This is a genomic window from Kordia sp. E, from assembly GCF_056033805.1.
Window position 1 is genome coordinate 601,212 of record NZ_JBRASR010000002.1, and the last position, 14,658, is coordinate 615,869.

Genomic DNA, 14,658 nt, shown 5'->3' on the forward strand with positions numbered 1-14,658 from the left:
AAAACAGATGAGTAAAAATCCATACAAGAATTTTTCAAAATATATACTACGAACACCGCTTTTCTCATTCTCTTCTTATCAAGAATTGACCGCTAATACTGAAATCTCAGAAGAAGACTTCAGAGCAGTTTGTGAAAATCCAGTAGTAAGAGAAGCCCTATTCTTAGCTTCACCATCATTATTCGAAGAAATGAATAGATGGCTTGGAGGTGAAAAAGAAGATCCAAAGAAAGAAGAAAAACTACGTCTTTCTATCTTAAAATATATCTCCAGAATGTCGTCAAGATGTACGCCTTTTGGATTATTTGCAGGATGTTCCGTAGGAGAATTTGGCGAAGAAACAGATATTCAATTAAAAGGTTCTGACAAAAACAAACGTCATACCCGATTGGATATGAACTATTTGGTAGCGCTTTCGCAAGATTTGGTAACGAATAAAAAAATTAGAGAACAACTTTTATTCTTTCCAAACTCAAGTATTTACAAAGCCGGACCACAATTACGTTATATAGAATATAAATACTTCAACAGTAGAAGACATCACCACATTGTTGCTGTTGATGATACAGAATACTTAGCTATTGTACTAGAAAAAGCTTCGCATGGAGCTTCCTTATCTCAACTTGCCGCTTTATTAGTTGATGATGAAATTACAATGGAAGAAGCTACGGAATTCATTGAAGAGTTAGTATCAAGTCAGTTACTAATTAGTGAATTAGAACCTTCGGTTTCTGGACCTGAATTCTTAGATCAAATTTGTTCTGTACTAGAACGCTTACAAGGTGTCGAAGATATATTAAAAGCATTGAAAGAAGCTGATAAAAAGATCAACAAAATTGATCAATCTATCGGAAACAATCCAAGTGTATATTTAGAACTAAGTGAATTTTTACAGCAATTAGATACAGATTTTGAATTAAAATTCATGTTCCAAACGGATATGGTTTTACAAAATGCTAAAAATACACTAAGTCAATCTGTTGTTGATGACATTCAAAAAGGATATGCATTACTAAACAGACTTACCTTTCCACAAAGTACAACGACACTTACGAAGTTTAGAGACGCTTTTCACGAACGATTTGAAGAACGTGAAGTACCTCTTTCTACTGCGTTAGATGTTGAAATTGGAATTGGATATAAGCAAGATCAAGGTGCAGGAGATGTAAATCCGTTAGTAGATAACATAATGATTCCTGGAAGGCAAGCTAAAAATCCAATGATGGAAGTTCGCTGGTCTTCAATCAATGGTTTCATGCAAAAGAAAATGATCGAAGCATTTAAGAATGGTGATTATGTCATTACGCTAGACGAAAAAGATTTTAAAGATTACGATTTAAATTGGGACGATCTTCCAGATACCATGTCGTGCATGATTGAAGTTTTGGACGGTGAAGATGGCGGACACAAAATCAAATTTAGCGGTGGTGGCGGATCTAGTGCAGCAAACTTACTAGGTCGTTTTTGTCATGGAGATCAAGATCTTTTCGATTATACGCAGGAAATGGCAGACATGGAAGCTGAGATGAATAAAGAAAAAATCTTAGCAGAAATTGTGCATTTACCAGAATCGCGTGTTGGAAACATTTTAATGCGTCCTGATTTACGTAAATATGAAATTCCATACTTAGCAAAATCAATCAAAGACGAAGAAGATCAATTACCGATTGATGATTTAATGGTTTCTGTAAAAAATCATAGTAGAGTATTACTACGTTCCAAAAAATACAACAAAGAAGTGGTGCCACATTTAACAAATGCACACAACTACTCAGCAAATTCATTGCCAATTTATCATTTCTTAGCTGATATGCAAACGCAAGGAATTAGAAGTGGAGTTGGTTTCGGATTGGGACCATTTTCAGGTGATTTTGATTTCTTACCACGTGTAGAATTCAACAATCTTATCTTACATGATGCAACTTGGAATTTAAAAAAGAGTCACATTGAACCATTACTGAAAAGTAAAAACGATAATGATAAATTGACTGCCGAAATAAAAACATTGAGAGATAGTCTTAAAATTCCTCAATATGTAATGTTGGCAGATGGAGATAACGAATTGCTTGTAAACTTTGGAAATCTTACTTCTGTACGCATGTTATTGAATACTGTAAGCAAACGAGGTTCATTTAAACTAACCGAATTCCTATTCAGCGAAAGCGGTGTCGTAAAAGAAGGTAAAGAATACTACACGAATCAAGTAGTAGTTTCATTTTATAACGAAAAAAAATTAACTCAAAGCAAGCAGAGCAATGAATAACGAAATACAAAGAAATTTTATTTTAGGAGACAGTTGGCTGTATTACAAAATTTATACAGGACCAAAAACTTCTGATGCTGTGCTAACGGAGATTATAAAGCCAATAGCAGAACAGCTAATTGAACACGGAATTATAGACAAATGGTTTTTCATACGATATGCCGATCCAAAACATCACGTTAGAGTTCGTTTTCACTATACAAAACCAGAACATGTTGGAATGATCATTAACGGATTGTATCCAAAGTTTAAAGAATTTATAGATCAAGATTTAATTTATAAAGTTCAGATTGATACATATCAACGAGAAATAGAACGTTACGGATTGAACACCATGGTGCTTGGAGAAGAAATGTTTTATCATGATAGTAAAATGATTGTGGACTTTGTAGACATGATTGAAGGTGACGAAGGTGAAGAACTACGTTGGTTATTTTCTATCCGAGCAATGGATTCACATTTAACAAGTTATGGTTATAATGATGATGAAAAGCTAGAACTTATGGATCGTTTAAAAACTGGATTCGGAAACGAATTTGGTATGGGAAGACCATTAAAAAAGCAATTGGATGATAAATTCCGTGCAGAACGTAAAAAGATTGAGGAATTTATGGTTTTTACAGCGGAAGAAAATCCTGATTATGAACCAATCTTAGACGTTTTAAGAATAAAAGAAGAAGGTATCAAAGATATTGCTGCTGGTATTTTAAAGCACAAAGAAGACGAAACATTAATGATGCCACTTAACGACCTTATGGGAAGTTATTTGCACATGTTAATGAATCGTTTATTTAAGTCTAAAAACCGAATTCATGAAATGGTTTGTTATGATTTCTTATATCGTTACTACAAATCAATGATTGCGCGTAAAAAGCACATGAATAAAAACAAGAATAAAGATCAGAAAAAATAATATTTCTGACACATAGTACTAAAAAAAGTCTAGCAATATGCTAGACTTTTTTTATGACAAACCATTAATACCCAAGCTTTCGTATTTTACCCTTCTTATTTTTTTTCTACACATAAAACTGTTATACTTGTATAGACTGACCAACATAAACAACATGCAACCTAAAAAATCATTTTTTTCGTCATTCCCCTTTGTATTCAGTATTATTATTTTTTTATGTTCTTTTTCGCTTTATGCACAAACGGATTCTTTACAGGGAAAGTCGTATGATGAATTGGAACAATTATATAAACTAGAGCGTCACAACAACCCTATACTAGCAAAAGTATATGCAGAAACCATATATCAACGATCAAAACAAAAAAAAGATACTAAAAAAATTGCGCAGTCATTATATAAAAAAGCTATACTTTCTTTTAATTTAGGCATGTACGACAGTGCTTTTTATTATACTGATGCTTCCTTAACAATCGGAAAACAACTTTCTAATGATTCTTTAATTTTACAAAATTATTGTTTAAAAGGAAACATTGCATCTATTAGCGGAGATTATAAAGTCGCTATCGATAATTATTTATCAGCTAAAAACGTAGCGGATGAAATGGGTAATTTGAATGATATTTTACAGATTTCGCACAACATTGGTTTTATAAAAAAGCAAACCAAAGATTTAGTTGAAGCTTCAGTAATTTTTAAGGAGAATTTAAATATAATTCGAGAAAATGACTTAAAGGACCTTTCTCGATTAGAAGTCTCAAGTTTTGCATTTTTATCAGATACGTATCTTAGGATGAAAGATTACAATACTGCCGAAACTTATACTGAAGAAGGTCTACAACTAGCAAAGAAAAACGAATACAATGATTTAAGTCTTTATTTGAACACGAATAAAATCATCATACAATTTCAACAACAACAGTATACTAAAAGTATTTCTTCTTCAAAAGCTACCATTGCATCTATTATTAATTTTGGAAATGATCAATCACTTACAACACCTTATCTATATATTGGAAAAAGTTATTTAAAACTCAAACAATACGATAGTGCTATAGTTTATTTTAAAAAGTTTGAGGATATCGTTACTATTAAAAAAGTAAATACTCCAGAAACGGAGGAAGTGTATCAACTTCTTGCTATTTGCTATGCTAATATTGGAGATCAAGAAAACAATATCTACTACTTAAACAAATATGCTGATTTGGATAAGCATAATGATAGTATAAATGTTAGTATAAATAATAATATTCATAAAAAATATGATATTGTTCCGCTGCAAGAAGAAATTGATTCATTAGATACAACAAATCAGAAACAGAAAAAACGCACCTCCTATTTATATGGAATTTTAGGAGTATTGATAATTGCTTTAACAGGATTTTTCATCTGGTTTAAACAGAAACAGAAACAAAACAAAAATCGTTTTCAACAATTATTATTAACTATTGAAAAACTAGAGCAACCCAAAGAAAAAGTTGTTTCAAAAACTATTGTTAAGGAAAGTACCAATCCTGTAACCGATGAAAATGCTATTCAAATTCTAACAGCCTTAGAAATTTTTGAAGAAAAAGAATTGTACTTACGACAAGATTGTACGCTGGGTTATGTTGCCAAAAAAGTAAAAACAAATACGTCTTATTTGTCAAATGTAATTAATACGTATAAAGAAAAATCGTTTAAATCATACCTTTCTGAATTGCGAATCAATTCGGCTTTAATCAAGCTGAAAAATGACGACAAATTACGTTCCTATACCATTAAAGCCATTGCAGAAGAATTTGGCTTCAAACGCTCGGAAACCTTTTCTAGAGCCTTTAAAGCACAAACAGGCATGTATCCATCGTATTACATAAAAAGTCTTCAAAACCAGAAAGATACATAGGTGACGTTTTATAAAACATCACTACTAAGTTGTAATATATCAATATTTTTTTTGCATATTTATAATGTTAACTAAACAATATTTAAATCATGAGAAAGCCTTTAAAACTCAAAAAAATAAAGATCTCCAAAGTAGATAACCTTCATACAATTTTAGCCGGAGCGCTGCCTGCACAAGGTGCACAACAGCACAGAATTACTGACTACGATTTGTGTGGAGATACAAAGTTAGATGGAGATTGTACACCAGGAACAAATGGCAATACAACAACACTTGGAAATGTTACTGGAATTGTTTCAAGAAATATTAGCGACATACAAAATTAAATAGTAAACTAACTTACACATATATAAATTGTTGAAGCCTTCGCACGCACCGTGAGGGCTTTTTTGTTATTTAACATTTGTTTCATATGTTTTTTTTAGTTTGTTCGTTATCTTTATGAACATGTGTTCCCCAAAATACCTAATGATGTATTTTTATTAACTAAAATCTTAGATTATGAAAAAACAGAAATTAGGACTGAACAAACTAAGCTTGACAAAATCAAGAATTGCCGAGTTAAACACACAAAATGCAAAAGGTGGTTGGAACACCGCTTCTACAAATCCATTTTGCATTGCTACAGGTTATTATGATGATGGTTGTAATGTAACTGAAAACTGTAATACAGCTAATCATTGTGGCGGCACTAATAATTGTGGAACAAACAATTGCGGAACGAACAATTGTCCAACACGACTAGAATTTATTTCTTGTTATGAAGATTGTTAAAAAATTATAGTCTTCCCCAAAAGTCTTTCTAATTGTATTTTTTATTAACTAAAAATATTTTAGACCATGAAAAAACAAAAATTAGGATTGAACAAATTAAGCTTAACAAAGTCAAGAATTGCTGAATTAAACAGAAACAATGTAAAAGGTGGTGGCGCATCTACAGCTCCACATTGCATCTTTACTGGTCCATTAACTGGATGCGTAATCTCAGAAAATTGCCCAGGAGGAGGAACTGATACTAACAACTGTGGCACTAATGATCCAACATGTAATACACAAGCAATTTTATCTTGCTTATTCGCTTGTTAAGCAATCTGTAATAAAAGCAAAAGCCTCGAATAATTTTCGAGGCTTTTATCATCATTGCTGATTGTTGTTAAACTAAAACTATATTCATGATTTTTACTTTCTACTAAATACTTCTCGCAATTGATAAAAGATTCGTTGCATTACGGTTAATTCTTCCACTACAATTTCTGCAGTTCCTTCCATTTCTTGTTTAAAATCAATTGGCTTTTCAAAAGAACTCAATAACGATGCTACTTTTAAATACGCAACATACGTAGCTGGTCCACCTTGCTGACTAAGTTGTGGAACACCAGAAATACTGATAATTTCACCTGACAAACTTCCACTTTCTTGATACGGATAACTATCAAGCTTAATAATTACACTCTGTCCAATTTTTACTTTTCCAGAATTTTGAACAGGAAGCGTTACGCGTCCAATAATTCCATCAATATTATCTGGAATTACGGTAAATAAATCTTGTCCAATATTTACATTTTGGTATTTTGACCAAATATCAAAAACGGTTACTTCTCCTTTAATAGGCGATTTTAATACAAATAGTTGTTCCCATTGTAATATTTGGTTTTCTAAATCTTGCTTGGCTTGTTCTAAATTTTGATCTGTAGATAAAAATGAAGTTTTATCACCAATACTCGCTTGTCTCAAATTGCTACGTAATGCCAATAATGAACTTTCTTCACTTTTGATAGACGATTGCAAACCTTCATAATTTCGTTTTGCGCCTGCATATTTATTTTGCTCCTGCTGAAATCGTTGTCGTGTAATTACATCTTTGTTATATAATCGTTCTTGCGATTCAAAATCAATTCTAGCATTCTCTAATTCTGTTTCGTAAATAAATAATTCTGTTCTTCTATTATTTAAACGGTTTTGAGCTGTAATAATTTGAGAACGTAAGTTTATTACTTGACTTTTTTCAGGTGTTTGAATATTGTAATTCAAATACGAGAGATATTCTCTTCTAAATGCATTATAAGCTACTTGTATTTGACCCAACTTCAATTTTGAAGGAAATGTATACTTCAACGAATCAAAGTCGCTTAAATCAGGTATAAAGTCTTCAATTTTATTTTTAATAAATGTTACATCTTTATAATCAGCCGTATTTTCAATCACTGCTAATACTTGATCTACTTCTACCTTTTGACCAGCTTCTACAAAAATACTTGTCAGTTTCCCAGAAGCTTTTGCCGTCAAATGCGCTGGTGGATTTTCCGAAGTAATCGTCACTCGAGCACCAATAATATCATTATAACTTATTAATGACGATCCTACTAAAAACATAATCACAATAAGAAATACTACAGATATTCCCCATTGGATTACCCAATTAGGTGCCTGACCCAATATTTCCTTAACCTGATCTGAGCGTTCATCCAGGTCATTGATTTTTTTGCGTCTTACTTCTTTCTTTTCTTCCTCTTTATTTTCTCCTTTTTTCTTAGCCATATTAGTTTCCTAGCTCTAATTGATTCTTTACTAATGTATAATATGCTCCACGTTTTGCGGTTAACTCTTCATGATTTCCGAGTTCAATGATCTTTCCTTTGTCTAATACAATAATTTGATCTGCATTTTTTACCGTACTCAAACGGTGTGCTACTACAACTACTGTTTTTCCTTTGTAAAATTCTTGAAGGTTTTCCATAATAACCTTCTCGTTATTCGCATCTAAAGCACTTGTTGCTTCATCAAAGAAAATATACTTTGGATCTTTATAAACAGAACGTGCAATTAAAATACGTTGCTTTTGTCCTCCAGAAACATTCACACCACTTGAACCAATTTTTGTGTTATATCCTGATGGCAATTCTTCAATAAATTCTTCAATGTTTGCCACTTTTACAGCATGAATCAGTCGTTGTTTGTCAATAATTCCTTCCGAATCAGACTCTGTAATATTTCTTGCAATCGTATCTCCAAATAGGAAACCATCTTGCATTACTGACCCACAGGATTTACGCCAAACTTTTGTGCTTATATCACCTACTTTATGCGGTCCAACATTCAATGAACCTTCATTAAATTCATAGAATTTCAATAATAGTTTTATTAACGTTGTTTTTCCACTTCCACTCGCTCCAACAATTGCCGTTACTTTTCCTTCTGGAATTTCAACATTTAATTTGTCAAGAATTAACGGTGAGCTTTTTCCTCCATAACGGAAACTAGCATCTTTTAACGTAATTGTTTTATCTGCCGGAAGTTGTTTTATATTCTCCTCAAAACGATCTTCTTCATCATCTTTATTATGAATTTCAGATAAACGCTCTAAACTAATTTTTGCATCTTGTCCAGATTGTATGAACGTAATAAAGTTATTAATTGGTAAGTTTAATTGTCCAATGATATACTGAACCGAAAGCATCATACCTAATGTAAATAACGGATCGTCAATTACAGCGGTTGCCGCAATAAATGTAATTAAGATGTTTTTTAATTCGTTAATGAATCGTCCACCTGTATTTTGTGTTTGTGAAAGTGTCAATCCTTTGATCGATATTTTGAATAATCGAACTTGAATAGCTTCCCATTCCCAACGTCTTCTACGTTCTGAACCGTTTAATTTTATTTCCTGCATTCCAGAAATCAATTGATACAAACTACTTTGATTGTCCGAAGATTGATCAAATCGTTTATAATCTAGTTCGGCTCTCTTTTTCATAAAAAGTAATGTCCAACCAATATACAATGCCGAACCGATAAAGAATACGGTAAATATTTGCATGTTATAATAGGCTAATACAGCTCCGAAAATAATCATGTTAAAAGCAGAAAACAATGTGTTTAATGTTGTTGAAGACAAGAAACTCTGAATTCTGTTATGATCGTAAATACGTTGAATAATATCTCCCGTATTTTTGGAATCGAAAAAGGCAATTGGCAATCGCATCAACTTAATTAAGAAATCGGAAATCAGGTTAATGTTAATCCGACTCGTCATATGGAGTAATATCCAACCTCGAATTAATTCTACGGTAGTTTGCGAAATAAATAACGTTAACTGCGCAATTAATATCAGAAATACAAAGTTTTTATTCTGATAGTTAATACCGTAATCGACGACGGATTGTGTCAAAAACGGAAATATTAATTGCAGCAAACTCCCGACCAGTAATCCTAAAATTAACTGAGCGATATATTTTTTATACGGTTTAAAGTACCAGAATAAGAACTTGAACCCGTATTCTTTCTTTTCTTCTTTTTCTAATTCATAAAACTCAGGTGTTGGTTCTAATAACAACAAATATCCTTCTGCTGTTTCTTGATCCACATTGCTTCCCATCCAACCTTTAATAAAGTCTTCTTTTGAATACTTTACCAAACCGTGTGCAGGATCTGCAACGTATACTGTGTTTCTTCTTATTTTGTAAACAACAACAAAATGACGTTGTCTCCAATGCGCAATACAAGGATAAGGAACTTCGTCAATTAACGTTTTATAATCAACGCTAACCGCCAATGTGTGCAATCCTATTTCTTCAGCAGCTTCAGCAATTCCACCTAAAGAAACTCCTTCTCTAGTAATATTTGCTTTCTTCCTTAGAAAGTCAATTGTATATGCGCGACCAAAATGCTTCGCCACCATGCGCAAACATGTTGGTCCACAATCCATTTGATCTAACTGTCTATAAAAAGGAAATTCTCTTTTTACCATTAACTTTTTTTCTAGTGTAACTTATTCGTTTAAATAACTTTTTTTTAATCTGTCAATCTATTTGAAAAAGTAGCGTTACAATATGTCCTTCTATTCTTGTTTTTCAGTGATTTATATCTTGGTTTAAGAGACTTTATCACCAATTCATCTACTTTATACGATAATTACGAATTATCTTCAAATATTTATGTCATATCTCAAAAAAATGAATGCTTTATGAGAAAAACACGTACAAATATAGATTTTTATTTTACACAACCAAAATAAATTTACCTTTTTACACGAAAATATCGTACAAATTTATATATTTGTCATGTTAAACAATAAATTTTAACCTAAATGCTCGTAAAATTCACAGTAGAAAATTATTTGTCGTTCAAAAATAGATCCACTATTGATTTGACAGCAACTTCTTTGACTGAACTGCGAAATACCAATCTTTTTGATACACCGTTAAAAAACTTAACGCTTTTAAAAAGTATGGTTATTTACGGAGCAAACGCGAATGGAAAAAGTAATTTGTTTAAGGCGATTAATTTTGCTCGAAAGCTTATTTTGAGTTCGTCAAAGGATTCACAAGCAGACGAAGCCATTGAAGTACAACCTTTTTGTTTGTCTACAGAATCTATTGAAGAACCAAGTTTATTTGAACTTGTCTTTATTCATGATGAATCAAAATATAGATATGGTTTTAAAGTAGACGAAGAACAAATACATAGTGAATGGCTGTACATTACTACTAAAAATAAAGAGCAATTACTATTTGAACGCGAGTTTCAAGATATAAAAACTACCAAAAAATTTGATGCTGCAAGTTCTAACTTAACATCTATTACACGTAAAAATGCATTATTTCTTTCTGTGTGTGCTCAATTTAATATTCCAACCGGAATTGGCATTTTAAAAGCCATGAATAATGTGCAATACATTTCTGGAATGCAAGATCGTTTCACTGTGAACTACACAATTGATATGATGGATAATCCTGCAAAGAAAAAATTCATTGATAATTTTATTGCTGGCGCTAATTTAGGTTTTACAGAAACGAAAGTGGAACGTTTTAAACTTACAGAGGAAATTTTGGAAAAAGGAAACGTTCCGAAAGAAATCAGAAAAATGATTTTAGAATCTGATGAGGAAAACGTAGTGGTTAGTACAAAACATACTGTGTACGATGAAAATAATGAAGAAGTAGACAATATTTACTTCAACCTTTTTGCCAATGAATCGTTGGGAACTTGTAAATATGTAGCACTTTCAGGACCAATTATTGATACATTATTACACGGAAAAACACTTATTATTGATGAGTTTGACGCACAGTTGCATCCACATTTAAGCAAGGCAATTATTGAGTTGTTTAATTCAGAGCAAAATAATCCACATGGCGCACAATTAATTTTTGCTTCGCACAATTCGTCATTAATCAATTCCAAACGGAAGCTTTTTAGAAGAGATCAAATTATGATTGCAGAAAAAGACGCTTACGGAATTACGAAGTTGGAATCGTTATATGACAAAAAAGTTCGTAAAGATGCTTCTTTTGAAAAAGATTATTTAGAAGGTAAATACGACGGATTGCCTGATCTACAAATTAACAAAGAACTTCATTTGTTTAAAGCGTAAGTATTCTCAAAAAACACATTTTTCTTACTAACAATAAAATCGTCAACTATGACGTAATTCCTTGTATCCTTATTTCTTTAAATTCATTTTCTTAAACATCAAAAGTCGCTATTTTCATAGCGACTTTTTTAAATATTTCTCTCGTAATTTTTGATTGTAACACTAGCTAGTTACGAACAAGTTTAGTCAAATAATGATAGTATAGCCGATTCTTTATTAGAGAAAAATACTATTCAAATTAATCAATAAGTAATCGTTTTGTTGCAGTTCCTTCGTTAGAAATAATTTTAACAACATATAACGCTCTTGATAATTCATTTACATCAAACGTATGTCCAGCAGTAAATCCACCTTCAAATGCTTTGATTTGCTTTCCTGTGATATCATAAATTAATACTTCTTCTACATTTTTGTTTAATTTAAAACTGTCCGAAGCAGGATTTGGATATAATGAGATTGTATTCGTTGTATTTTGAAATTCATCAGTACTTAACACAGTTTGTTGATTTCCAAAGATTCTAAACTGTCCAGCAGGAATTGCTATTGGATCAGCCGTATTGGTTACATTGATAGTTGTAGCGCCAGTTTCGTCCATTAAATCATACCAAGTTCCGGTGTATGGAAAATCGGGAACAATCGATAAATCTGCCACAGAGAAATTACATATAACCACTACGTTTTTCAATGCTGATGCAGGAATAGTATCATCCCAAATATAAATACGTTGTCTGATATCGTTGATATACGGACTAATTGAATAGTTTCCTTCAAAAACTGGTTCTTCTGTTTTCAACTTAATAATGCGCGCCCAATCATTATATATTTTTGCTCTGTTTGCATCCGCTAACCAGTTGTCTGTCCATTGTGGTTGTGGTTTTGTATCTAATTTACAATCGCCTGGTGTTCCATCACTTGGTAAGTTTACACTTCCATTATTACAAGTAAAGATTGAGTTTTCCATTCCTAATGCGCCAAAGTGCCAAATCATTTTTGGACCAGGAATCGTAAGTGAAGCCGCACCTAATGCAGACATTCTTGATAATGCAGTATTTAAATCTTGTACGTTGTGTGATGATAAAGCAGTATTTCCAAATTGCAAGTTTTTATACATTAATCGTTCTTCATCATGACTTTCCGCATATCCCATTAATCTTGGTCCATTGAAACCTCTACTAGTATGCCCCATTCTTGAAATATCAGCGTTGGAAGCAAATCCCATAGTTAATTGGTTATATTGATCTGTCATTTTTCCCCACATCATTATTCCTTTTCCTTCACCTAATCGGTAATCTGCCCATTCTTTTTCTTCATTGTCTTGACCTAAGTGTTCAAATATTACATAATGATCCGCATCTAAGCTCCAAGAATAGTCAGCATATTGCTTTAAGATTGCAACACGATCATTTCTGTATCCGTTTGTACAACCATCATCTCCAGCGGTACATTCTTGCGTGAATCCTTTTGTTAAATCCCAACGAAAACCATCAATATTGTATTCTTCAATCCAGTGTTTTACAACGCGTTCTGTATAATATTGTGTTCTTGCTTGTTGATGATTGAAATCAGAACCAACACTATAACTATGTGTTGCAACTTCGTTGAAATACGGGTTTTCTGAACTTGGTTCTCCCCAACCGTCATTGTCCGGATCGTTCATCCACATACGTACCATTGGGTTTCTTCCAAATGCATGATTTAATGCTACATCTAAAATTACTGCAATTCCATTTTGATGACATAAGTCTACAAATTCCTTGAACTTCTCTGGAGTTCCGTAATATTTGTCTAATGCTAAGTGGAATGAAGTATTGTATCCCCAACTTTCATTGCCTTCAAATTCCATGATTGGCATTAATTGAATTGCATTTACGTTTAAATTTTTAAAGTAATCAATACGATCTATTAGGTTTTGATAATTTCTATCTGCATCAAAATCGCGAATTAATACTTCGTATACGATTAAATCTTCCTTTTTAGGTTTTGCAAAATTTGTTACTTGCCAAGCATATGGTGTTTGTCCTGTTTGTAATACCGTTACTTCACGTTCTTGTCCTGCAGGATAAGTTGGAAGGTTTGGATAGGTTGTTGCAGGAATAGAAGGATCATCAAAAGGCGATAACACTAATGTTGAGTATGGATCAGCTGTTTTTACTAATGATGGTGAGTTTGCAATTGGTGTTTCATCTATCACCCAATATTGATACGTATAGTTTTGCCCTGATGTTAATCCAGAGATTTCCAACCAAAATTTACCTGTTGTTCCATCTTTTTTCATGGCATATGAAGTATCAGGTTGCCAGTTATTGAAACTTCCTGCTACATATACAAAGTCTTTGTTTGGTGCATCTAACACCAACGTTGCTTTTGACGTGTCTGCATTGTAATTGATACCATCTTCCATTCCTGCTGGCATTGCTTGTGTTGCAGTTCCTGGATTGATGATAACGCTAAAGTTTTTTGTAATTGTTGTTCCACTTAATGTAACATCCAATTCGTAATTTTTATTTGAAGTGATGTTCATATCCGTATATGAATATGAAGAACCACTAGTGGAGTTTATCGTTGCTCCATTTGCTTTTAATACATATGTAGCAGTTCCGCCTGTATTATTTGCAGTAATTGCTAAGTTTGATCCTGAAGCTAATATTGTTGTACTTCCATCATTTGGAGTTACTAATGTTGACTGAAATGCTCCAACATCAAAGAAGAAATCACTACATCCTGTTGCTTTTAATTCTTGGCTTCCTGTTTCGTTTCTGAAAACCATTCCCATTTTAGTAATGGTTGCTGCTTGTGCAGTGGTTAGTCCGTAGTATGTTTCAGGAATTATTTGAATTTGCCATAATCCGCCGCCCATATCAGTCATTTCTCCAACGCCATCATCTTGTCCCCAGTTTCCAACAACATATGTCCAAGGGTTACTATTGGTTCCAGCACCTGAGTGCATGTATACTTTATTTGGGTTGTTGATTCCGTCACAATCTGTTGCTGAACTATTAATATCAACAGTAATTGTAATTGTTTGATTCACCTCAAAAGGTGTTGGTGTTATGGTTACTTGCGCGTAAGCAAAACTTGTAAGTAATAGGAATAGTATGTGTAATTTTTTTTTCATCTGTTTTTGTTTTAGTCAGATGGAACTTGTCATGAATTCACCTTATATGATTATAAGCTTGTCATAACGCATTTCATATCGATTACGTGGTGTACTCTTTGATAGTGTAAGA

The 14,658-nt window shown here is 32.6% G+C and carries 10 protein-coding genes; 7 read left to right on the top strand and 3 right to left on the bottom strand.

Features of this window, described 5'->3' with window-relative positions; genetic code table 11:
- Window positions 1-7 precede the first annotated feature (7 nt).
- From ACUUYC_RS05765 to ACUUYC_RS05790, 6 genes are all read left to right on the top strand, one after another.
- Window positions 8-2,263, top strand: coding sequence for a lantibiotic dehydratase family protein (locus ACUUYC_RS05765; protein ID WP_474264531.1), 2,256 nt, complete (start codon window positions 8-10; stop codon window positions 2,261-2,263).
- Window positions 2,256-3,176 (top strand): thiopeptide-type bacteriocin biosynthesis protein, encoded by a 921-nt coding sequence (locus ACUUYC_RS05770; protein WP_474264533.1) that lies wholly within the window; start codon window positions 2,256-2,258, stop codon window positions 3,174-3,176. The genes ACUUYC_RS05765 and ACUUYC_RS05770 overlap by 8 nt, the downstream gene beginning before the upstream one ends.
- A gap of 154 nt (window positions 3,177-3,330) precedes the next feature.
- Window positions 3,331-5,058 (top strand): helix-turn-helix domain-containing protein, encoded by a 1,728-nt coding sequence (locus ACUUYC_RS05775; protein WP_474264536.1) that lies wholly within the window; start codon window positions 3,331-3,333, stop codon window positions 5,056-5,058.
- Between the two features lie 89 nt (window positions 5,059-5,147).
- Window positions 5,148-5,384, top strand: a complete 237-nt coding sequence (locus tag ACUUYC_RS05780) for a hypothetical protein (RefSeq protein WP_474264538.1) — start codon at window positions 5,148-5,150, stop codon at window positions 5,382-5,384.
- A 175-nt stretch (window positions 5,385-5,559) separates the two neighbouring features.
- On the top strand, window positions 5,560-5,832 hold the full coding sequence (locus ACUUYC_RS05785; RefSeq protein WP_474264540.1) for a class I lanthipeptide: 273 nt from the start codon (window positions 5,560-5,562) through the stop codon (window positions 5,830-5,832).
- Window positions 5,833-5,898: 66 nt separating this feature from the next.
- Window positions 5,899-6,144, top strand: a complete 246-nt coding sequence (locus ACUUYC_RS05790) for a hypothetical protein (RefSeq protein WP_474264541.1) — start codon at window positions 5,899-5,901, stop codon at window positions 6,142-6,144.
- Window positions 6,145-6,237: 93 nt separating this feature from the next.
- On the opposite strand, the gene ACUUYC_RS05795 is transcribed toward ACUUYC_RS05790, so the two are convergent.
- Together ACUUYC_RS05795 and ACUUYC_RS05800 are read right to left on the bottom strand one after the other, a co-directional pair.
- Window positions 6,238-7,596 carry an HlyD family secretion protein gene (locus ACUUYC_RS05795; RefSeq protein ID WP_474264544.1) on the bottom strand — a complete coding sequence of 453 codons (1,359 nt, stop codon included), beginning with the start codon at window positions 7,594-7,596 and terminating at the stop codon, window positions 6,238-6,240.
- A 1-nt stretch (window position 7,597) separates the two neighbouring features.
- Window positions 7,598-9,805 (bottom strand): peptidase domain-containing ABC transporter, encoded by a 2,208-nt coding sequence (locus ACUUYC_RS05800; RefSeq protein ID WP_474264545.1) that lies wholly within the window; start codon window positions 9,803-9,805, stop codon window positions 7,598-7,600.
- A gap of 339 nt (window positions 9,806-10,144) precedes the next feature.
- Between ACUUYC_RS05800 and ACUUYC_RS05805 the strand changes: the two genes are divergently transcribed.
- The gene (locus tag ACUUYC_RS05805; protein WP_474264546.1) at window positions 10,145-11,431 is read left to right on the top strand and encodes an AAA family ATPase; all 1,287 of its coding nucleotides are present in this window, start codon (window positions 10,145-10,147) and stop codon (window positions 11,429-11,431) included.
- Between the two features lie 238 nt (window positions 11,432-11,669).
- Here ACUUYC_RS05805 and ACUUYC_RS05810 read toward each other — a convergent pair whose 3' ends face one another.
- Window positions 11,670-14,546 carry an alpha-amylase family glycosyl hydrolase gene (locus ACUUYC_RS05810; RefSeq protein WP_474264548.1) on the bottom strand — a complete coding sequence of 959 codons (2,877 nt, stop codon included), beginning with the start codon at window positions 14,544-14,546 and terminating at the stop codon, window positions 11,670-11,672.
- Between the last annotated feature and the right edge of the window lie 112 nt (window positions 14,547-14,658).